At 68.5% G+C, this 17,891-nt stretch carries 26 protein-coding genes; 1 reads left to right on the forward strand and 25 read right to left on the reverse strand.

Annotated elements, in window-relative coordinates:
* Nucleotides 1-2 precede the first annotated feature (2 nt).
* The 24 genes from rpmD to ngcE all read right to left on the reverse strand — a co-directional run bounded on the left by rpmD (nucleotide 3) and on the right by ngcE (nucleotide 15,423).
* Nucleotides 3-185 (reverse strand): 50S ribosomal protein L30, encoded by a 183-nt coding sequence (gene rpmD / locus Bequi_RS05200; RefSeq protein ID WP_347271972.1) that lies wholly within the window; start codon nucleotides 183-185, stop codon nucleotides 3-5.
* On the reverse strand, nucleotides 182-877 hold the full coding sequence (gene rpsE, locus Bequi_RS05205; RefSeq protein WP_249736906.1) for a 30S ribosomal protein S5: 696 nt from the start codon (nucleotides 875-877) through the stop codon (nucleotides 182-184). The genes rpmD and rpsE overlap by 4 nt, the downstream gene beginning before the upstream one ends.
* A gap of 36 nt (nucleotides 878-913) precedes the next feature.
* Nucleotides 914-1,300, reverse strand: a complete 387-nt coding sequence (gene rplR / locus Bequi_RS05210) for a 50S ribosomal protein L18 (protein ID WP_249736907.1) — start codon at nucleotides 1,298-1,300, stop codon at nucleotides 914-916.
* Between the two features lie 2 nt (nucleotides 1,301-1,302).
* Nucleotides 1,303-1,845, reverse strand: a complete 543-nt coding sequence (gene rplF / locus Bequi_RS05215; RefSeq protein WP_249736908.1) for a 50S ribosomal protein L6 — start codon at nucleotides 1,843-1,845, stop codon at nucleotides 1,303-1,305.
* A gap of 19 nt (nucleotides 1,846-1,864) precedes the next feature.
* Nucleotides 1,865-2,263 (reverse strand): 30S ribosomal protein S8, encoded by a 399-nt coding sequence (rpsH, locus tag Bequi_RS05220; RefSeq protein WP_249736909.1) that lies wholly within the window; start codon nucleotides 2,261-2,263, stop codon nucleotides 1,865-1,867.
* A 75-nt stretch (nucleotides 2,264-2,338) separates the two neighbouring features.
* Entirely contained in the window at nucleotides 2,339-2,524 is a 186-nt protein-coding gene (locus tag Bequi_RS05225) for a type Z 30S ribosomal protein S14 (RefSeq protein ID WP_249736910.1), read from the reverse strand.
* A 1-nt stretch (nucleotide 2,525) separates the two neighbouring features.
* Nucleotides 2,526-3,104, reverse strand: coding sequence for a 50S ribosomal protein L5 (gene rplE / locus Bequi_RS05230; protein ID WP_249736911.1), 579 nt, complete (start codon nucleotides 3,102-3,104; stop codon nucleotides 2,526-2,528).
* Nucleotides 3,104-3,490 carry a 50S ribosomal protein L24 gene (rplX, locus tag Bequi_RS05235; RefSeq protein WP_249736912.1) on the reverse strand — a complete coding sequence of 129 codons (387 nt, stop codon included), beginning with the start codon at nucleotides 3,488-3,490 and terminating at the stop codon, nucleotides 3,104-3,106. Before rplX ends, rplE begins: the two co-directional genes overlap by 1 nt.
* Nucleotides 3,490-3,858 (reverse strand): 50S ribosomal protein L14, encoded by a 369-nt coding sequence (gene rplN / locus Bequi_RS05240; protein WP_249736913.1) that lies wholly within the window; start codon nucleotides 3,856-3,858, stop codon nucleotides 3,490-3,492. Before rplN ends, rplX begins: the two co-directional genes overlap by 1 nt.
* Nucleotides 3,859-4,294: 436 nt before the next feature.
* Nucleotides 4,295-5,884 carry an MFS transporter gene (locus tag Bequi_RS05245; RefSeq protein ID WP_249736914.1) on the reverse strand — a complete coding sequence of 530 codons (1,590 nt, stop codon included), beginning with the start codon at nucleotides 5,882-5,884 and terminating at the stop codon, nucleotides 4,295-4,297.
* Between the two features lie 441 nt (nucleotides 5,885-6,325).
* Nucleotides 6,326-6,634, reverse strand: a complete 309-nt coding sequence (rpsQ, locus tag Bequi_RS05250; protein WP_249736915.1) for a 30S ribosomal protein S17 — start codon at nucleotides 6,632-6,634, stop codon at nucleotides 6,326-6,328.
* 23 nt (nucleotides 6,635-6,657) lie between these two features.
* Complete coding sequence (rpmC, locus tag Bequi_RS05255; protein ID WP_249736916.1) at nucleotides 6,658-6,888, reverse strand: 50S ribosomal protein L29; 231 nt, start codon at nucleotides 6,886-6,888, stop codon at nucleotides 6,658-6,660.
* Complete coding sequence (gene rplP, locus Bequi_RS05260) at nucleotides 6,888-7,307, reverse strand: 50S ribosomal protein L16 (protein ID WP_249736917.1); 420 nt, start codon at nucleotides 7,305-7,307, stop codon at nucleotides 6,888-6,890. The genes rpmC and rplP overlap by 1 nt, the downstream gene beginning before the upstream one ends.
* Before the next feature lie 4 nt (nucleotides 7,308-7,311).
* Nucleotides 7,312-8,139 (reverse strand): 30S ribosomal protein S3, encoded by an 828-nt coding sequence (gene rpsC, locus Bequi_RS05265; protein WP_249736918.1) that lies wholly within the window; start codon nucleotides 8,137-8,139, stop codon nucleotides 7,312-7,314.
* A 13-nt stretch (nucleotides 8,140-8,152) separates the two neighbouring features.
* Nucleotides 8,153-8,506: a 50S ribosomal protein L22 gene (gene rplV, locus Bequi_RS05270; RefSeq protein WP_249736919.1), complete on the reverse strand. Its 354-nt coding sequence runs from the start codon at nucleotides 8,504-8,506 to the stop codon at nucleotides 8,153-8,155.
* 40 nt (nucleotides 8,507-8,546) lie between these two features.
* Nucleotides 8,547-8,828 (reverse strand): 30S ribosomal protein S19, encoded by a 282-nt coding sequence (gene rpsS, locus Bequi_RS05275; protein ID WP_249736920.1) that lies wholly within the window; start codon nucleotides 8,826-8,828, stop codon nucleotides 8,547-8,549.
* Nucleotides 8,829-8,843: 15 nt separating this feature from the next.
* Nucleotides 8,844-9,680: a 50S ribosomal protein L2 gene (gene rplB, locus Bequi_RS05280; protein WP_249736921.1), complete on the reverse strand. Its 837-nt coding sequence runs from the start codon at nucleotides 9,678-9,680 to the stop codon at nucleotides 8,844-8,846.
* A gap of 45 nt (nucleotides 9,681-9,725) precedes the next feature.
* Nucleotides 9,726-10,028, reverse strand: coding sequence for a 50S ribosomal protein L23 (rplW, locus tag Bequi_RS05285; protein ID WP_249736922.1), 303 nt, complete (start codon nucleotides 10,026-10,028; stop codon nucleotides 9,726-9,728).
* Complete coding sequence (rplD, locus tag Bequi_RS05290; protein ID WP_249736923.1) at nucleotides 10,025-10,723, reverse strand: 50S ribosomal protein L4; 699 nt, start codon at nucleotides 10,721-10,723, stop codon at nucleotides 10,025-10,027. The genes rplW and rplD overlap by 4 nt, the downstream gene beginning before the upstream one ends.
* A 5-nt stretch (nucleotides 10,724-10,728) precedes the next feature.
* Nucleotides 10,729-11,409 (reverse strand): 50S ribosomal protein L3, encoded by a 681-nt coding sequence (rplC, locus tag Bequi_RS05295; protein ID WP_249736924.1) that lies wholly within the window; start codon nucleotides 11,407-11,409, stop codon nucleotides 10,729-10,731.
* 11 nt (nucleotides 11,410-11,420) lie between these two features.
* Nucleotides 11,421-11,729, reverse strand: coding sequence for a 30S ribosomal protein S10 (rpsJ, locus tag Bequi_RS05300; RefSeq protein WP_006946210.1), 309 nt, complete (start codon nucleotides 11,727-11,729; stop codon nucleotides 11,421-11,423).
* A gap of 345 nt (nucleotides 11,730-12,074) precedes the next feature.
* Complete coding sequence (locus Bequi_RS05305; protein ID WP_249736925.1) at nucleotides 12,075-12,968, reverse strand: carbohydrate ABC transporter permease; 894 nt, start codon at nucleotides 12,966-12,968, stop codon at nucleotides 12,075-12,077.
* Nucleotides 12,968-13,975, reverse strand: a complete 1,008-nt coding sequence (locus Bequi_RS05310; RefSeq protein ID WP_249736926.1) for a carbohydrate ABC transporter permease — start codon at nucleotides 13,973-13,975, stop codon at nucleotides 12,968-12,970. The genes Bequi_RS05305 and Bequi_RS05310 overlap by 1 nt, the downstream gene beginning before the upstream one ends.
* Nucleotides 13,972-15,423: an N-acetylglucosamine/diacetylchitobiose ABC transporter substrate-binding protein gene (ngcE, locus tag Bequi_RS05315; protein ID WP_249736927.1), complete on the reverse strand. Its 1,452-nt coding sequence runs from the start codon at nucleotides 15,421-15,423 to the stop codon at nucleotides 13,972-13,974. Before ngcE ends, Bequi_RS05310 begins: the two co-directional genes overlap by 4 nt.
* Nucleotides 15,424-15,647: 224 nt before the next feature.
* Here ngcE and Bequi_RS05320 point away from each other — a divergent pair, with 224 nt between their 5' ends.
* Entirely contained in the window at nucleotides 15,648-16,340 is a 693-nt protein-coding gene (locus tag Bequi_RS05320; RefSeq protein ID WP_249736928.1) for a YflT domain-containing protein, read from the forward strand.
* A 293-nt stretch (nucleotides 16,341-16,633) separates the two neighbouring features.
* On the opposite strand, the gene tuf is transcribed toward Bequi_RS05320, so the two are convergent.
* The gene (gene tuf / locus Bequi_RS05325; protein WP_249736929.1) at nucleotides 16,634-17,821 is read right to left on the reverse strand and encodes an elongation factor Tu; all 1,188 of its coding nucleotides are present in this window, start codon (nucleotides 17,819-17,821) and stop codon (nucleotides 16,634-16,636) included.
* Between the last annotated feature and the right edge of the window lie 70 nt (nucleotides 17,822-17,891).

Below are 17,891 nucleotides of genomic sequence, written 5' to 3' on the forward strand. Positions count from 1 at the left end.
GGTCAGTCCACCTCTTCGAACGTCACGAGATGAGCGACGGCGTTGATCATGCCGCGGATCTCAGGACGATCCTCCTTGACCACCGTGTCGCCGATGCGCTTGAGGCCGAGGCCGCGCAGGGTCGCACGCTGGGGCTTGGTCCCACCGATCTCGGAACGGACCTGGGTCACCTTGAGCTGCATCACACACCTGCCTTCGCGGCACGGGCCGCGGCGCGGCCGGCTGCCTGAGCCCGCAGGAGCGGCGCCGGAGCGACGTCCTCGACGGGGAGGCCGCGGCGAGCCGCGACTGCCTCGGGCTCCTCGAGCTGCTGGAGAGCAGCCACGGTGGCGCGCACGATGTTGATGGCGTTGGTCGAGCCGAGCGACTTGCTCAGCACGTCGTTGACGCCCGCGCACTCGAGCACGGCGCGCACAGGGCCGCCGGCGATCACGCCGGTGCCGGGTGCTGCCGGGCGGAGCATGACGACGCCGGCTGCGGCCTCGCCCTGCACGGGGTGGACCACGGTGCCCTGGATGCGGGGGACGCGGAAGAAGTTCTTCTTCGCCTCCTCGACGCCCTTGGCGATCGCCGCGGGCACCTCCTTGGCCTTGCCGTAGCCGACACCGACGGTGCCGTCGCCGTCGCCCACGACCACGAGGGCCGTGAAGGAGAATCGACGGCCGCCCTTGACGACCTTCGAGACGCGGTTGATGCTCACCACGCGCTCGAGGAAGTTCGACTTCTCGGCCTCCTGCTGACGACCGCCGCGGCCCTCGCCGCGACGCCCGCCGCCGCGGCGATCGCCGCCGCGCTCCTCGGTGCCGGCACCCGTTGCGGTGCCCTCGCGGCCACGACCGGAGGCCGCGGGACCGCTGTTTCGCTGCTGTGCAGCCATATCAGTTCCTCTTCTCGTCCTGTGTCCGGGGGGCCGTCACAGTGCCAGGCCGGCTTCGCGGGCGCCGTCGGCGACCGCGGCCACGCGGCCGTGGTACTTGTTGCCGCCGCGATCGAAGACGACCGCGTCGATGCCAGCGGCCTTCGCGCGCTCGGCCACCAGGGTGCCGACCGTGCGGGCCTTGTCCGACTTCGTGCCCTCGGAAGAGCGGAGATCGGACTCCATGGTCGAGGCGGACGCCAGGGTGAGGCCCTTGGCGTCGTCCACGATCTGCACGAACATGTGGCGCTGGCTGCGGGTGACCACCAGACGGGGGCGCTCTGCGGTGCCCACGACGCGGCGGCGCACACGCAGGTGGCGACGGCCACGTGCGCGCAGGCGGCTGCCGCGGGAGCCGACGGTGTGCTTCTCTGCGAATCCCATGATCACTTACCAGCCTTTCCGGCCTTGCGCAGCACGACCTCGTCCGCGTAGCGCACGCCCTTGCCCTTGTAGGGCTCGGGCTTGCGGATCTTGCGGATCTTCGCAGAGGTCTCGCCGACCAGCTGCTTGTCGATGCCGCTCACGGAGAACTTGGTCGGCGTCTCGACGGCGAACGTGATGCCCTCGGGGGCCTTCACGATGACCGGGTGCGAGAAGCCCAGGGCGAACTCGAGGTCCGAGCCCTTGGCGGTCACGCGGTAACCGGTGCCGACGATCTCCAGCTTCTTGGTGTAGCCCTCGGTGACACCGAGGACCATGTTGTGGATGAGCGTCCGCGTCAGGCCGTGGAGGGCCTTGTTGTCGCGGTGCTCGTCGGGGCGCTCCACGACGATCGCGCCGTCCTCATCGCGGGAGACCGCGAGGGGGGTGGGCACGACGTGGCTGAGCTCGCCCTTGGGGCCGGTGACCGTGACGGTCTGGCCCTCGATGCTCACGTTCTGAACTGCGGCCGGCACTACGACCGGCAGGCGTCCGATGCGGGACATATTGCTGCTCCTCTCCCGCTCACCAGATGTAGGCGAGGACTTCCCCACCCACACCCTTCTTGGCTGCCTGCTTGTCGGTCAGGAGACCGCTGGACGTGGACAGGATCGCCACGCCCAGGCCGCCGAGGACCTTGGGCAGGTTGGTGGACTTGGCGTACACGCGAAGGCCGGGCTTCGAGATGCGGCGCACACCGGAGATGGCGCGCTCGCGGCTCTGGCCGTACTTCAGCACGAGGACGAGGTTCTTGCCGACCTCGGCCTCCTCTTCCTTCCAGTCCGAGATGTAGCCCTCGGCCTTCAGGATCTGCGCGATGCCGTTCTTCAGATTCGAGTACGGCATGGACACGGTCTCGTGGTACGCACCGGATGCGTTCCGCACGCGCGTCAGCATGTCCGCGATCGGGTCTGTCATGGTCATGTCATTTGCTTCTTCCTCACCTGGTTTCCCCCGAACGCGCGCTGGTGCGCGAATGGGGACCTGTGGCGATAGTCCTTACCAGCTGCTCTTCGTGACGCCGGGGAGCTCACCGCGGTGAGCCATCTCGCGCAGGCACACGCGGCACAGCCCGAACTTGCGGTACACAGAGTGCGGACGACCGCACCGCTGGCACCGGGTGTAGGCCCGCACGCCGAACTTCGGGGTGCGCTCCTGCTTCTTGATCAGTGCTGTCTTGGCCATGTCAGTTCTCCTTGAAGGGGAACCCGAGCAGCTTCAGCAGCGCGCGTCCCTCATCGTCGGTCTTCGCGGTGGTGACGACGGTGATGTCCATGCCACGGGTGCGATCGATCTTGTCCTGATCGATCTCGTGGAACATGACCTGCTCCGTGAGACCGAAGGTGTAGTTGCCCTGGCCGTCGAACTGCTTCGCCGAGAGGCCGCGGAAGTCGCGGATGCGGGGAAGAGCGGTCGACAGCAGGCGGTCGAGGAACTCCCACATGCGGTCGCCGCGCAGCGTGACGTGCGCGCCGATCGGCATGCCCTCGCGCAGCTTGAACTGCGCGATGGACTTGCGGGCCTTGGTGACCTGGGGCTTCTGACCGGTGATGGTGGTGAGGTCGCGGATCGCGCCGTCGATCACCTTCGAGTCGCGAGCGGCGTCGCCGACGCCCATGTTCACGACGATCTTGGTCAGGCCGGGCACGAGCATGACGTTGCCGTAGCCGAACTGCTCGGTCAGAGCGCCCTTGATCTCCTCGCGGTACCTGGTCTTCAGGCGCGGGGTCTCAGGGGCCTGGGTGGCGGTGGTGGTCTCCGACATCAGATGTCCTTCCCGGAGCGCTTCGCGAAGCGCACGCGGACCTGCTTGGTGCGGCCGTTCTCGAGCTCCACGGTCTCCACGCGGTAGCCGACCTTGGTCGGCTTGCTGTCCTCGGGATCCACGAGAGCCACGTTCGACACGTGGATCGGTGCCTCGCGCTGCTCGATGCCGCCGGCGCCGCCCTGCTGGGTGGCGCGGAGGTGGCGGGTGCGAGCGTTGACGCCCTCGACCAGAACGCGCTGCGTCTCGGGGAAGACCTCGAGAACGCGACCCTGCTTGCCCTTGTCACCGGGGGTCAGACCGCGCTTGGCAGCCTTGTCGGCGTCGCTGGAACGGCCGGTGATGACCTGGACCAGATCGCCCTTCTTGATATTCATCTTCGTCATCACAGCACCTCCGGTGCCAGCGAGATGATCTTCATGAACCGCTTGTCGCGCAGCTCGCGGCCCACCGGGCCGAAGATGCGCGTGCCGCGAGGCTCGCCGTCGTTCTTGAGGATCACCGCCGCGTTCTCGTCGAAGCGGATGTAGGAGCCGTCGGCACGCCGACGCTCCTTGCTGGTGCGGACGATGACGGCCTTGACCACATCGCCCTTCTTGACGTTTCCACCGGGGATGGCGTCCTTGACGGTCGCCACGATGGTGTCGCCGATGCTTGCGTAACGGCGACCGGAGCCACCGAGAACGCGGATGCAGAGAATCTCCTTGGCACCCGTGTTGTCGGCGACGCGCAGTCGCGACTCCTGCTGAATCACTCAGTACTCCTGTCGTCTCGCCGGTTCTCACTCCCCCGCCGCAGCGGGGATGCCGAGCCTGACGGAACGGATCGATGGACCATTGCATGCTGCAACGGCAACAAAAAACCCTCCGGCGGACTCAGACGCACCGCGTGGCTCGTGAGAGCCGGTGGCACGAGGTCTCCGTCGGAAGTCGGACGCTGCCGTCCGCTTCCTCCCGCAGCGCCGGCCGGGGCCGACGTGATCCGCGGGGATCAGCAACCGTTCAAGCATACGCGAGGCCCGCGCCCCCTGGTAGGGGTGCGCGGGCCCGGTGCTGTGTCCTTGCTCATGGCAGCGCCCCGTGTGAACGCCGGATCACCGGCTGGCGAGCCGCTCCCCCGCTCCCCCGCGCCTGCAGGGGCACGGGAGAGCGGGGGACGGATCAGGCGGTCGCCGGGTCGATCACTCGGCCCTAGTCGTCCAGCTCGCCGACGATCACCGGGGCCGCCGGGGTGCCGGGGATCGGCATCTCCGCCACATCCAGCAGGGGGTTCTCCTCCTGGCCCTCGACGATCTCCACGGCCTCCGCCGTCGTCTCGACCGTGGGGAACGACCCCAGCAGCGGGCGCTGCGCGGTCTCGCGCATGCACAGCACTGCGATCCCGCCAAGGACGCCGAAGCCCATGATCCAGAACGCCGGCATGTACGAGTTCCCGGTGAGGTCGACCAGGTACTGCGAGATCAGCGGGGTCGTCCCGCCGAAGAGGGAGACCGAGATGTTGTAGGCGATCCCCATCGCGCCGTAGCGGCTCGCCGTGGGGAAGAGCGCGGGCAGCGTCGCCGCACTGCCGGCGATCCACATCGCGACCGGGAGCGCCACGATGAACATCGCGCCCTGGATGGCCCAGAACGATCCGAGGTGCATGACGGCGAAGGCCGGCGCGATCAGCGCAACGCTCGCGAAGGCAGCGCCGAGGTACACCTTCCGGCGGCCGATCCTGTCCGACAGCTTCCCGAACAGCGGGATGCCGATCGCCAGCGCGATCAGCGCCGGGATCGTGGCCGCCGCGCTCACCATCTCGTTGTAGCCGAACTGCCCGCCGAGGTAGGTGGGCATGTAGCTGGTCAGCGCGTAGCCCGCGGTGTTGGTCGCCGCGACGATCGCGATCGCGATCAGCAGCTCCCGCCAGTGCCAGCGGAGGATGCCGCCCACGCCCTTGCGCATCCCGATGGCCGAGGGGTCGGCCTCATCGGGGTGGACGACCGGAGCCGGAGCGGCATCGGTGTCCTCGAACGCCGGGGTCTCGGGGATCCGGGCCCGCAGGTAGATCGCGACCGCGCCCAGCGGAATGGCGAGGAGGAACGGGATGCGCCAGCCCCACTCGGCCATCGCATCGGGACCGCCCACCTGGACGGCAAGCAGGTGCGTGAGCGCCACGCTGCCCGCGCCCGCCGCGAAGCCCAGGTAGCTGCCCACGTCGAGGAACGAGGAGTAGTAGCCGCGCTTGCGATCCGGGGAGAACTCGGCGACGTAGGTGGTGGCGCCGGCGTACTCGCCTCCGGTGGAGAAGCCCTGGATGAGCTTCAGCGCATACAGCGCGAAGGCCGCCCAGATGCCGACCTGCTCGTACGTCGGCAGCACGCCGATCAGCGCGGTGGCGATCGCCATCATCGCCATCGTGAAGAACAGGACCTTCTGCCGACCGATCCGGTCCCCGAGGGGGCCGAGGACGACCCCGCCGAGGGGGCGCACGAGGAAGCTGACGGCGAAGGCCAGCAGGCTCAGCAGGAGGTCGAGGCTCTCATCGCCCGTGTCGAAGAAGAGCTCGGCGAGGAGGATTGCCATGTAGCCGTACACGCCGAAGTCGAACCACTCCATGAAGTTGCCGACGACGGTGCCGCCGATCGCGGTGCGGATCTTCGAGGTGTTCACGACGAGGACATCGTCGACCTCGAGCCGCTGCTCGCGCTGCCGGCGCCAGCGGCGCGACCGCGGCGGGCGCGCCCCCGACGGGGAGGGCTCCTGGTTCTGGGCGTGCGAGGGCATGGTCGATGGGGGCATCGAACTGCTTTCCATGAGGCTGTGTGCGCGAGGGGCCGCTCCGCAGGGCTCTCGCTCCGGGGGTGCCGGCTGCGTGAGCCTGCGCGGCGCTTCCTGCCTCGCCATCGTGCTCGGCGCGCTCCGCGGTCGCGTCCTGCGCGACCCGGACCGCCAGAGCACGGCACGGCGCTCCACGTTACCGCCCAAAAGCCGCCGGTTCCAGGCGAAGGCGCGACATCGCCCGGGGACCGTGGCATTCCTCCCAGTCGGCTGCGCGGGGGGATGCGGACGGGGCGAGGCGGACGGGGCGAGATGGACGGGGCGAGGCGGACGGGGCCACGCGGACGGGGCGATGCAGATCCGCCGTCCGCAGCTCCGCGCCCCCGCAGACAGCGAGAAGCCGGGCACCCCCGAAGGGATGCCCGGCTTCCGGGTGCTCAGCTGGTCACGAGGACCGGCCGATCACTTGGCCTTGTCGAGGACCTCGACCAGGCGCCAGCGCTTGGAGGCGCTGAGCGGCCGGGTCTCCATGATCAGGACGAAGTCGCCGATGCCGGCGACGTTCTCCTCATCGTGGGCCTTGAACTTGTGGGTCTGCTTCATGACCTTGCCGTAGAGGGCGTGCTTCACACGCTCCTCGACCTCGACGACGATGGTCTTGTCCATCTTGTCGGAGACGACGTAGCCGCGCAGCGTCTTGCGGTAGGGACGCTCGTGGGAGGAGGCGTGAGCCCCTTCCACAGCGAGATCCTCGGTGAGCTTCTCGTTCATCTGTCCTGTTCCTCGCTTCGCGGTCACTCGGCGCCCGGAGCCTGGCGGATGCCCAGCTCGCGCTCGCGCAGAATCGTGTAGATCCGCGCGATGTCCTTCTTGACGGAGCGCAGACGGCCGGAGCTCTCGAGCTGGCCGGTGGCGGACTGGAAGCGGAGCTTGAACAGCTCGTCCTTGGCCTTGGCCAGCTCGTCGGCCAGCTTCTGGTCGTCGAGCTTGTCGAGCTCCTCAGCGGTGAGCTTGGTTGCTGCCATCAGATGTCACCACCCTCTCGCGTCAGAATGCGGCACTTCATGGGGAGCTTGTGGATCGCCAGGCGCAGAGCCTCGCGAGCCACATCCTCGGGGACACCGGCGATCTCGAACATCACGCGACCCGGCTTGACGTTGGCGATCCACCACTCCACGGAGCCCTTGCCGGAGCCCATGCGGACCTCGGCGGGCTTCTTGGTGAGCGGGCGGTCGGGGTAGATGTTGATGAACACCTTGCCGCCGCGCTTCATGTAGCGGGTCATCGCGATACGCGCGGCCTCGATCTGGCGGTTCGTGACGTATGCAGGCGCGAGCGCCTGGATGCCGTACTCGCCGAACGCGAGGTCGTTGCCGCCCTTGGACATGCCGCTGCGGCCAGGGTGGTGCTGCTTGCGGTGCTTGGTCCTGCGGGGGATCAGCATCGGATCAGGCCTCCGTTCCGGACTCGACGGGCGCTGCGGCCTGCTGCTCGGCGGGAGCGGAGGTCTGCGGGGCAGCCTCGTCCTGACGGGCGGCGGCGTTGCGCTCGTTGCGACGGCCGCGGGGACGCTCGGCGCGCGGGCCGCGAGCGCCGGAGCGCGGGGCCTGCGAGGCGGCCTGGGCCGCGAGCTCCTTGGCGGTGACGTCGCCCTTGTAGATCCACACCTTCACGCCGATGCGGCCGAAGGCGGTGCGGGCCTCGTAGAACCCGTAGTCGATGTTCGCGCGGAGGGTGTGCAGGGGCACACGGCCTTCGCGGTAGAACTCGCTGCGGCTCATCTCGGCGCCGCCGAGGCGGCCGGAGACCGCCACGCGGATGCCCTTGGCGCCGGCGCGCTGCGCCGACTGGATGCCCTTGCGCATCGCACGGCGGAAGGACACGCGAGCAGCGAGCTGCTCGGCGATGCCCTGCGCCACCAGCTGGGCGTCGGCCTCGGGGTTCTTGACCTCGAGGATGTTCAGCTGGATCTGCTTGCCGGTGAGCTTCTCGAGCTCACCGCGGAGACGCTCGGCCTCCGCGCCGCGGCGACCGATCACGATGCCCGGGCGGGCGGTGTGCAGGTCGACGCGGACTCGGTCACGGGTGCGCTCGATCTCGACCTTGGAGATGCCGGCGCGCTCGAGCCCGTCGGACATGAGCTTGCGGATCGCGACGTCTTCCTTCACGTAGTCGCGGTACCGCTGCCCCTCCTTCGAGGAATCGGCGAACCAACGGCTGGTGTGCTCCGTGGTGATCCCGAGGCGGAAACCGTTGGGATTGACCTTCTGGCCCATCTGGGGTTCCTCCTTACTTGTTCGCGGGAGCGACCACCACGGTGACGTGGCTGGTTCGCTTCTTGATCTGGAAGGCACGACCCTGAGCTCGCGGCTGGAACCGCTTCATGGTCGGACCCTCATCGACGAATGCGGCGGAGACGATGAGCTCGCGCTCATCGAAGCGCTCCCCCGCCTGATCGGCCTTCACACGCGCGTTCGCGATCGCGGACTTCACGAGCTTCAGGACGGGCTCGGACGCTGCCTGCGGGGCGAACCGCAGGATGTCCTCAGCCTCAGCCGTGCTCTTGCCACGAATCAGGTCCACAACGCGCCGGGCCTTCATGGGCGTCATGCGGAGATACCGCACCTGCGCCTTGGCTTCCATTGCTGTCCTCTCTTCGAGAAGGGTGCCGTGCTGACCGGGGTCAGCGACGACGACCCTTCTTGTCGTCCTTCTCGTGGCCCTTGAAAGTCCGCGTGGGGGCGAACTCGCCGAGCTTGTGGCCGACCATCGACTCGGTGACGAACACCGAGACGTGCTTGCGACCGTCGTGCACTGCGAAGGTGTGGCCGAGGAAGTCCGGCGTGATCACCGAACGACGCGACCAGGTCTTGATGACGTTCTTGCTGCCCTTCTCATTGGCGACGTCCACCTTCTTCTGCAGGTGGTCATCGACAAAGGGGCCCTTGGAGATACTGCGAGGCATAGTTCAGCTTCCCTATCAGCGCTTCTTGCCGGTACGGCGGCGGCGGACGATGAGCTTGTCGCTCTCCTTGCCCGGACGCCGCGTGCGGCCCTCGGGCTTGCCCCACGGCGACACGGGGTGGCGACCACCGGATGTGCGGCCCTCGCCGCCACCATGCGGGTGATCGACCGGGTTCATGACGACGCCGCGCACGTGAGGGCGCTTGCCCTTCCAGCGCATGCGTCCGGCCTTGCCCCAGTTGATGTTCGACTGCTCGGCATTGCCGACCTCGCCGATGGTGGCGCGGCAGCGCGCATCCACGTTGCGGATCTCGCCGGAGGGCATGCGCAGCTGCGCGAAGCGGCCCTCCTTGGCGACGAGCTGCACCGAGGCGCCGGCCGAGCGCGCGATCTTCGCGCCGCCGCCGGGGCGGAGCTCGATCGCGTGGATGACCGTGCCCAGGGGGATGTTCTTCAGGGGGAGGTTGTTGCCGGGCTTGATGTCCGAGCCGGCTCCGTTCTCCACCCAGTCGCCCTGGCGCAGCTTGGCGGGAGCGAGGATGTACCGCTTCTCGCCGTCCGCGTAGTGCAGCAGCGCGATGCGCGCGGTGCGGTTGGGGTCGTACTCGATGTGAGCGACCTTGGCGTTGACGCCGTCCTTGTCATGGCGACGGAAGTCGATGACGCGGTAGGCGCGCTTGTGGCCGCCGCCGCGGTGACGCGAGGTCACGCGGCCGTTGTTGTTGCGACCACCGGTCTTGTGGATCGGTCGGACCAGCGACTTCTCCGGCGTGGACCGGGTGATCTCGACGAAGTCGGCGACGCTCGAGCCGCGACGGCCCGGCGTTGTCGGCTTGTGCTTGCGAATTCCCATGGTGGGGTTCCCTCAGACTCTCTACGGCTCTCGGCGGTCAGTCGCTCAGGCGACCGACCCTCCGAAGATGTCGATGGTTCCGGAAGTCAGGGTGACGACGGCGCGCTTGGTGTCCTTGCGCTTGCCCGTCCCGAAGCGCGTGCGACGCGACTTCCCCTGGCGGCTGATCGTGTTCACCGAGGCGACCTTGACGTCGAAGATCTTCTCGACGGCGATCTTGATCTCGGTCTTGTTGGCGCGGGGGTCCACCAGGAAGGTGTACTTGCCCTCGTCCATCAGTGCGTAGCTCTTCTCAGAGACGACCGGGGAGCGCAGGACGTCGCGCGGGTCCTTGTTCAGCGTGCTCACTTGGACTCCTCCTCAGCGCCCGCGGTCTTCGCAGCGGCGAAGGACGACGTGGGCAGCGACAGGGTGGCGCGGGCGATGAAGTCCTCCAGCGCACCGGTGGTGAACACGACGTCGTCGCTTCGCATGACGTCGTAGGTGTTCAGCTGGTCCGCGAACAGGACGTGCGCGGCCGGCAGGTTGCGGGCGCTCAGGGCGCCGAGCTCATCGTCGCGGCGCAGGACCACGAGGACGTGCTTGCGATCCGAGATGTGCCCGATCGTGGTGCGCGCAGCCTTGGTCGAGGCCGAATCGCCCTCGAGCAGCGCGGTGATCACGTGGATGCGCGCGTTGCGCGCGCGATCCGAGAGGGCACCGCGCAGGGCGGCGGCCTTCATCTTCTTCGGGGTGCGCTGGTCGTAGTCGCGCGGGACGGGCCCGTGCACGACGCCGCCGCCGGCGAACTGAGGAGCGCGGATCGAGCCCTGACGAGCCCGGCCGGTGCCCTTCTGCTTGTACGGCTTGCGGCCGCCGCCGGAGACCTCGGCGCGGGTCTTGGTCTTGTGCGTGCCCTGGCGTGCAGCTGCGAGCTGCGCCACGACGACCTGGTGGATCAGCGGGACGCTGGTCTGGACATCGAAGATCGACGCAGGCAGCTCAGCCGTGCCGGACTTCTTGCCGGCCGGATCGAGCACGTCGACGGTCAGATTCTCTGCCATCGGTCTCAGGCCTCCTTCGCGGGAGTCTTGACAGCCGAGCGGACGAGCACGAGGCCGCCCTTGGGGCCGGGGACGGCACCCTTGACGAGCACGAGGCCCTTCTCGACGTCGACCGCGTGAACGGTCAGGTTCTGGACACTGGTGCGGGCGTTGCCCATGCGGCCTGCCATGCGCATGCCCTTGAAGACACGGCCCGGCGTGGAAGCGCCGCCGATGGAGCCCGGCTTGCGGTGGTTGCGGTGCGCACCGTGCGATGCGCCGACGCCGGAGAAGCCGTGGCGCTTCATGACGCCCGCGGTTCCCTTGCCCTTGCTGGTGCCGACGACGTCGACCTTCTGGCCCGCCTCGAAGATCGAGGCGTCGATCTCCTGGCCGAGCGAGAAGCCGGAGGCGTCGTTGGTGCGCAGCTCCACGAGGTGGCGGCGCGGGGTCACGCCCGCCTTCTCGAAGTGGCCGCGCAGGGGCTTGGAGACCTTGCGGGGATCGATCTGCCCGTAGGCGATCTGGACTGCGTCGTAGCCGTCGGTCTCGACGGAGCGCACCTGGGTGACGACATTGGGCCCAGCCTGGACCACGGTCACGGGAACGAGCTTGCCGCTCTCATCCCAGACCTGGGTCATGCCGAGCTTGGTGCCGAGCACGCCGGCGACGGCGCGGGCTGCCTGCCCTGTCAGTTCGTTGCTCATCTCAACCTGCCTCAGAGCTTGATCTCGATGTTGACGTCCGCCGGCAGATCGAGGCGCATCAGCGAATCCACGGCCTTGGGCGTGGGATCGACGATGTCGATCAGTCGCTTGTGCGTGCGCATCTCGAAGTGCTCACGGGAGTCCTTGTACTTGTGGGGCGAACGGATCACGCAGAACACGTTCTTCTCGGTCGGCAGCGGCACGGGGCCCACCACCGTCGCACCCGCGCGAGTGACCGTGTCGACGATCTTGCGCGCCGAGCTGTCGATGACCTCGTGGTCGTACGACTTCAGCCGGATGCGGATCTTCTGTCCCGCCATGGCGACCTGTCTCTCTTCTCGTCTGGACTGTTCTGAGCCGGCCCCGTTACCCGAGGATGGGCGTGTCGCCCCGCCGAGGGCGATGAAGCCCATGGCTCTGCGACCGTTGCCGGCTGGTCTGCGCTCTTCCCTCATTCCGATGCGCTCTCGACGCGTGGGCGCCGTTCGCATCCTGGGGACGGACCTCATCCGGTGATCATTCGCCGCTGCGCCCTCGAGGAGCGCACGCGGAGAACGGAACCGGGGATGTCGGCCCGCGCAGACAACTCGTACAGTCTGCCACCTGCGTGCGCCTCGTGCCAAGGACCGGAGCGTCGGTCTGGTCACAGCTCACACTGCGCGGGCCTACTTGTCCGTCCCGGGGCTGACGCCGGCCTGGATCTGGCGCTGGCACAGCACGTAGACCACGAGCACCGGGATCACGGTGATGACGACGGAGGCGAACATGCCGCCCCAGTCGGTGCGGTAGCCCTGCTGGGCCTGCAGGTTCACCAGGCCCTGGGCGAGCACGTAGTTGTTACGGTCCGTGTTCAGCACGAGCGGCAGCAGGTACTGGTTCCACAGGCCCAGGAAGTTGAAGATCGCCACGGACACGATCCCCGGCCACGCCATCGGGAGCATGACCTGGAAGAAGGTGCGGAAGTCCCCCGCCCCGTCGATGGCGGCCGCCTCGCTGATCTCCTCGGGGAGGCTGCGGAAGAACGCGTACAGGAAGAACACCGTGAACGGGAGGGCGAAGGCGACGTAGGCGAGGATCACTCCCACGAGCCCCATGGGCCCCTTGCCGATCAGGCCCATCCCGTTGAGCACGAAGAACAGCGGGATCACCGCGAGGAAGATCGGGAAGGTCAGCCCCGCGATGAGGCTGTAGTAGATGATCCGGTTCCCGGGGAAGCGGAACCGCGCGAGCACGTAGGAGCACATCGCCCCCAGCGCCATCACCAGGACCAGGGACACCCCCACGACGATCACCGTGTTCCACAGGTAGTCGCCGATCTGCGCCTCGCGCCACGCACGGGCGTAGTTGTCCAGGCGCAGCGTCTCAGGCAGGCCGAAGGGGCTGGTGAGGATCTCCTGCGAGCTCTTGAACGACGTGAAGATCATCCACAGCAGCGGCAGCAGCACGAGCAGCGCCCAGATGCCGAGGACCACGTGCGCGATGATCGCGAATGCGCGATCCGCGCCGCGGACGGCAGGCTTCGCGCGCGCCGCGGGAGGGGTCTGCGAAGGAGAGTTCATCAGCGGGATTCCTTCCGGCCGCGCCCGAGGGCGAGCACGAGGATCGCCACCAGCATCGTCACCAGCGCCATGATCACTCCCATGGCGTTGGCCTCGCCGAAGCGCCCCTGCTGGAACCCGGTCTGGTAGAGCAGCTGCGAGACGACGCGAGTGGAGTTGTCGGTGCCGCCGTTCGGGGTCATGACGGAGGCGAAGGTGAAGGCGTCCAGCGCCAGGATGCCCATGTAGACGAGGGCCGTGGAGACCGAGTCGCGCACCATCGGGGCGACGATCTGCACCGCGATGCGGAGCCGGCCGGCGCCGTCGAGCCGTGCGGCCTCCAGCACCTCGGAGGAGATCGAGGAGATCGCCGCGACGAACAGCACCATGTAGAAGCCCACGAAGGCCCAGACGATCGCCGCGGCGAGGGCCAGCAGGGCCACCCGGGGATCACCGAGCCAGGCAGTGGACACCGTGAGGCCGAGGGGCCGCGCCACGAGGTTCAGGACTCCGTTCAGGAGGCCGCCACTGGGGTGGTAGACGAAGTTGAACAGGATGCCGACGATCACCGCCGGGATCGCGTAGGGGAAGAAGCTCACCACGCGGTACACGGACGATCCGCGGATGCCGCGGATGCCGCCCTGGGTCGTCCCCCCGATCGTCACCATCACCGCGAGCGCGAAGGACAGCGCGATCGTCACCGTCGGCAGGAGCACCAGGAGCACCAGGTTGTTGCGCAGGGCCTTCCAGAAGATCTCGTTGGCGAGCACGCGCCGGTAGTTCTCCAGGCCGATGAACTCCATCGTCGGGCTCAGGCCCGACCAGTTCGTGAGGGAGTAGTAGAACGACTGCAGGAACGGGGAGACCACGAACATGATGTAGACCGCGAGCGGCAGCCCCAGGAACAGCAGGAAGAACAGGACGCGCTCGAGCGAGGGCCTGCGGCGGCGCCGCCGGGAAGCCGTGAGGCCTCCCGACGGCGCCGCGGTCAGCGCCTCCTCGGGTGCGAGGGGTGGGATCTGCGTCATCCCTCGACCTGGAACTTGGTGACGGCGTCGTCCTCGCGGACGGCGTCGATCATCGCCTGCTCCTGGGCGCGCAACGTCGCGGCGTCGATGTCCCCGCGCAGGAAGCTCGTCCAGTTGGTGATGGACTGCGAGCCCAGCCCGTACCAGTCGGAGAAGTTGAAGGTGAAGGTGTCCTCGCCGGCGTCGGTGATCATCGTGTTCACCGACGACAGGGCCGAGGAGCCGAAGCCGTCCTCGGGGATCGTGTCCTTGACGACCGAGGGGGCCTTGGTGAGCTCGGCGAACTTCGCACCCTGCTCCTTGGAGAGCATGATCCGCAGGAACTCGGCGCCGCCGGCGGGGTTCACGCCGCCCGAGGGCACGAAGTACTGCTCGGCCGCCGTCCCGTGGATCGCGCTGAGCGGCATCGCGTCGGAGCTCGACAGGGCGGGCAGCGGCGCGCCCGTCATGCGGTAGCCCTCGGGGGTGACGTCGGCCTGCTCGTTCTCGATCCAGGAGCCGGAGGGGTACATGACGCTCTTGCCCTGGACCCAGGCGGTCTGCGCGTCGGTGTGCTTGATGCCCTCGCCGCCGGGCTCGAAGAATCCGGCCTTCACGGCCTCGGCCATCGCGTCGTACGCCTGGACGACGGCGTCCTGGTCGAAGGCGCCCTCCTCGAGACGGTCGATCTTCTTCAGCACCTCGGGGCCGCCGAGCTTCGCGGCCATGGACAGCGCCATCTCCTGGTAGTAGTTCGACGCGTTCGCGCCGCCCCAGGAGAACAGGTGGCGGCCCTCGGCCTTGACCGCCTCGCCGAGCGTCATCAGCTCGTCCCAGGTGGTGGGGAAGCTCCAGCCCTTCTCCTCGAACTCCTTGGCGGAGTACCACAGGCAGAAGACCGTGTAGACGTAGTTCATGCCGAGGAACTTGCCGCCGAGCATGCCCGGGGACTTCACGCCGGGCAGGAGGTTCTCCTCGACGGTGCCCTCGGCATCGACCATGGGCGCTGCCAGGAGGTCGTCGAGCGGGGCGAGCTGGGAGACCAGGCCGTCGATCGCGAGCTTCTGCGCCCCGGAGTTGTCGAAGAGGTCCGGCGGGTTGCCGCCCGCGAAGCGCGGCTGCAGGTCGGGCTGGATGTTGACGGTCGAGGTCACGGTGACCTCGGCATCGGGGTACTGCGCGGAGTACTGCTCGCCGGCGGACTTGGCGTACTCGTCGCCGTAGCCGCCGTCGAAGATGACGGCCTCGACGCTCTGGCTGCCGTCCACGCCGAGGGGGTTCTCCTCGGAGACCTCTCCCCCGCCGGTCACGCCGCCGTCGCTGCCGCCGGATCCTCCGGCGGAGGTGCCGCCCCCGGCGCACGCGGCCAGGGTCGCCGCGCCGGTGCCGGCACCGGCCAGGGCGAGGAAGCGGCGGCGCGAGGCGCCGATCCGCTCGAGGGGGGTGAGAATGCTGTGCTCGTCGGTCATGGTTCCGTGTCTCCTCATCGAGTGCGCGTCGGTGCGCTGGAATCTGCCTGGATTCGGGAGCACGGCGGGCCAGGCGTCCCGCCGTGCCCATACTGTACGGTCCGGCGGCGCCGCCCTCGCGCGTTTCCCGGCGTCCGCGCATCACAAGTGCGCATCGATGCGTCCACCCGAAAGGTCCGGTTCTCTCCCACCCTGCGCACAACGTTCTGCTCTAGGGTCGGCCCATGACCACTCCACAGCAGCCCTCGCCGCTGACCGCGAGGCTCTACAACCTGGAATACCCGCGCTCCCTGGGCACGTACAGCACGTACGCCGAGGTCCAGGCCGTGGTGGACGCACTCGCCGACGCCGAGTTCCCGGTGCAGAACACGATGATCGTGGGCACCGACCTCAAGGTCATCGAGCGCGTCACCGGCCGGCAGACCTGGGGTCGCGTCATTCTGAACGGCGTGTTCAGCGGCGCCTGGATGGGACTGTTCATCGGCCTGCTGCTCGCGCTGTTCGCCGGAGAGTTCCTCGCCACGATCGTGTCCGGCGTGCTGTTCGGGATCCTGTTCTTCACGGTCTGGTCGGTGATCGGCTACCTGATGAGCGGGGGCCGGCGCGACTACACCTCGATGACCGCGACCATCCCCATGCAGTTCGAGCTCATGGTCGAGCACACCCACGCCGAGGCCGCCCGCCAGATCCTCGCGAGCACGCACGCGGTGCCGCAGTCCGCTGCGAAGCCGGAAGCCCGCCCCGCCGCCGCGCCCGCTCCCGGTCCAGCCGGCCGCCCTGCCTACGGGCAGCCGGCGCCGGAGCAGCGCGCCGAGCAGCCCTCGTCGTCCTCGACAGCCCCCTCGCACACCCCCAGCTACGGGCAGCCCGCCTCCAGCGCGCAGCCGCTCCCCCGCCAGGACGAGCACCGCCTCTGAGGCGCCCTCCGCGCCGGCCCTTCGCGGCGACGGCCGGTCACCCCTGCGGGTGACCGGCCGTTCCTGCATCCGGCGGCCCCGGCCCCGGCCCCGGCCCCGGCCCCGACGAGCGCATCCGGCTCCGGAAGCGAGAGCGGGCCCCTGCCGGAGCAGGCATGCAGAAGGCCCCGGATCCCCACCTCGCGGTGGCGGATCCGGGGCCTACGCTCCTGCGGGCCCTCCCGGCGCGGCTCCCGCAGCGGGAGCCGCGCCGGAGGATCACCGGGCGATGCTGCGGGCTGAGCCCGCGGCGATCACTTGGTGATCTTGGTGACGCGGCCCGAGCCGACGGTGCGGCCGCCCTCGCGGATAGCGAAGCCGAGGCCCTCCTCCATGGCGATGGGCTGGATCAGCTCGACCGTCATCTCGGTGGAGTCGCCGGGCATGACCATCTCGGTGCCCTCGGGCAGCGTGATGACGCCGGTGACGTCGGTGGTGCGGAAGTAGAACTGGGGGCGGTAGTTCGAGTAGAACGGGTTGTGACGCCCGCCCTCATCCTTGGACAGGATGTACGCCTGCGCCTCGAAGTTCGTGTGGGGGGTGATGGAGCCCGACTTCACGACGACCTGGCCGCGCTCGACGTCCTCGCGCTTGGTGCCGCGGAGCAGGAGGCCACAGTTCTCGCCGGCCCACGCCTCGTCCATCTGCTTGTGGAACATCTCGATGCCGGTGACCGTGGTCTTCTGCGGCTCGCGGATGCCCACGATCTCGACCTCGGAGTTGATCGGCAGCTTGCCGCGCTCGACCTTGCCGGTCACGACGGTGCCGCGGCCGGTGATGGTGAAGACGTCCTCGATCGGCATGAGGAAGGGCTTGTCCATGTCGCGGATGGGGTCGGGGACGTTCTCGTCCACCGCAGCCATGAGCTCCTTGACGGACTCGACCCACTTCTCGTCGCCCTCGAGGGCCTTGAGAGCGGAGACGCGGACGACAGGGGCGTCCTCGTCGAACTCCTGCGAACCCAGCAGCTCGCGGACCTCCATCTCGACGAGCTCGAGGATCTCCTCGTCGTCGACCATGTCGGACTTGTTCAGCGCGACCAGCAGGTAGGGGACACCCACCTGGCGGGCGAGCAGAACGTGCTCGCGGGTCTGGGCCATGGGGCCGTCGGTGGCGGCGACCACGAGGATCGCGCCGTCCATCTGCGCCGCGCCGGTGATCATGTTCTTGATGTAGTCGGCGTGACCGGGAGCATCGACGTGCGCGTAGTGGCGCTTCTCCGTCTGGTACTCGATGTGCGAGATGTTGATCGTGATGCCGCGCTGCTTCTCCTCGGGCGCGTTATCGATCTGATCGAAGTCGCGCTTCTCGTTGAGATCCGGGTACTGGTCGTACAGGACCTTCGAGATCGCGGCGGTCAGCGTGGTCTTGCCGTGGTCGACGTGGCCGATGGTGCCGATGTTGACGTGGGGCTTGTTCCGCTCGAACTTGGCCTTAGCCATGGTGTGTCCTCCTAGGACGTCTGTTCTGTGTACTTCTTGCTTCGGGTCCGGCGGGCGCGCACCGGGCGCG

This window comes from Brachybacterium equifaecis (assembly GCF_023509525.1).
Lineage (GTDB): Bacteria > Actinomycetota > Actinomycetes > Actinomycetales > Dermabacteraceae > Brachybacterium > Brachybacterium equifaecis.

Coding starts and splice junctions, on each gene's coding strand:
- rpsE (WP_249736906.1), bottom strand. CDS start 877: ATGGCTGCACAGCAGCGAAACAGCGGTCCCGCGGCCTCCGGTCGTGGC.
- rplR (WP_249736907.1), bottom strand. CDS start 1,300: ATGGGATTCGCAGAGAAGCACACCGTCGGCTCCCGCGGCAGCCGCCTG.
- rplF (WP_249736908.1), bottom strand. CDS start 1,845: ATGTCCCGCATCGGACGCCTGCCGGTCGTAGTGCCGGCCGCAGTTCAG.
- rpsH (WP_249736909.1), bottom strand. CDS start 2,263: ATGACCATGACAGACCCGATCGCGGACATGCTGACGCGCGTGCGGAAC.
- Bequi_RS05225 (WP_249736910.1), bottom strand. CDS start 2,524: ATGGCCAAGACAGCACTGATCAAGAAGCAGGAGCGCACCCCGAAGTTC.
- rplE (WP_249736911.1), bottom strand. CDS start 3,104: ATGTCGGAGACCACCACCGCCACCCAGGCCCCTGAGACCCCGCGCCTG.
- rplX (WP_249736912.1), bottom strand. CDS start 3,490: ATGACGAAGATGAATATCAAGAAGGGCGATCTGGTCCAGGTCATCACC.
- Bequi_RS05245 (WP_249736914.1), bottom strand. CDS start 5,884: ATGCCCCCATCGACCATGCCCTCGCACGCCCAGAACCAGGAGCCCTCC.
- rpsQ (WP_249736915.1), bottom strand. CDS start 6,634: ATGAACGAGAAGCTCACCGAGGATCTCGCTGTGGAAGGGGCTCACGCC.
- rpmC (WP_249736916.1), bottom strand. CDS start 6,888: ATGGCAGCAACCAAGCTCACCGCTGAGGAGCTCGACAAGCTCGACGAC.
- rplP (WP_249736917.1), bottom strand. CDS start 7,307: ATGCTGATCCCCCGCAGGACCAAGCACCGCAAGCAGCACCACCCTGGC.
- rpsC (WP_249736918.1), bottom strand. CDS start 8,139: ATGGGCCAGAAGGTCAATCCCAACGGTTTCCGCCTCGGGATCACCACG.
- rplV (WP_249736919.1), bottom strand. CDS start 8,506: ATGGAAGCCAAGGCGCAGGTGCGGTATCTCCGCATGACGCCCATGAAG.
- rpsS (WP_249736920.1), bottom strand. CDS start 8,828: ATGCCTCGCAGTATCTCCAAGGGCCCCTTTGTCGATGACCACCTGCAG.
- rplB (WP_249736921.1), bottom strand. CDS start 9,680: ATGGGAATTCGCAAGCACAAGCCGACAACGCCGGGCCGTCGCGGCTCG.
- rplD (WP_249736923.1), bottom strand. CDS start 10,723: ATGGCAGAGAATCTGACCGTCGACGTGCTCGATCCGGCCGGCAAGAAG.
- rplC (WP_249736924.1), bottom strand. CDS start 11,409: ATGAGCAACGAACTGACAGGGCAGGCAGCCCGCGCCGTCGCCGGCGTG.
- rpsJ (WP_006946210.1), bottom strand. CDS start 11,729: ATGGCGGGACAGAAGATCCGCATCCGGCTGAAGTCGTACGACCACGAG.
- Bequi_RS05305 (WP_249736925.1), bottom strand. CDS start 12,968: ATGAACTCTCCTTCGCAGACCCCTCCCGCGGCGCGCGCGAAGCCTGCC.
- Bequi_RS05310 (WP_249736926.1), bottom strand. CDS start 13,975: ATGACGCAGATCCCACCCCTCGCACCCGAGGAGGCGCTGACCGCGGCG.
- ngcE (WP_249736927.1), bottom strand. CDS start 15,423: ATGACCGACGAGCACAGCATTCTCACCCCCCTCGAGCGGATCGGCGCC.
- Bequi_RS05320 (WP_249736928.1), top strand. CDS start 15,648: ATGACCACTCCACAGCAGCCCTCGCCGCTGACCGCGAGGCTCTACAAC.
- tuf (WP_249736929.1), bottom strand. CDS start 17,821: ATGGCTAAGGCCAAGTTCGAGCGGAACAAGCCCCACGTCAACATCGGC.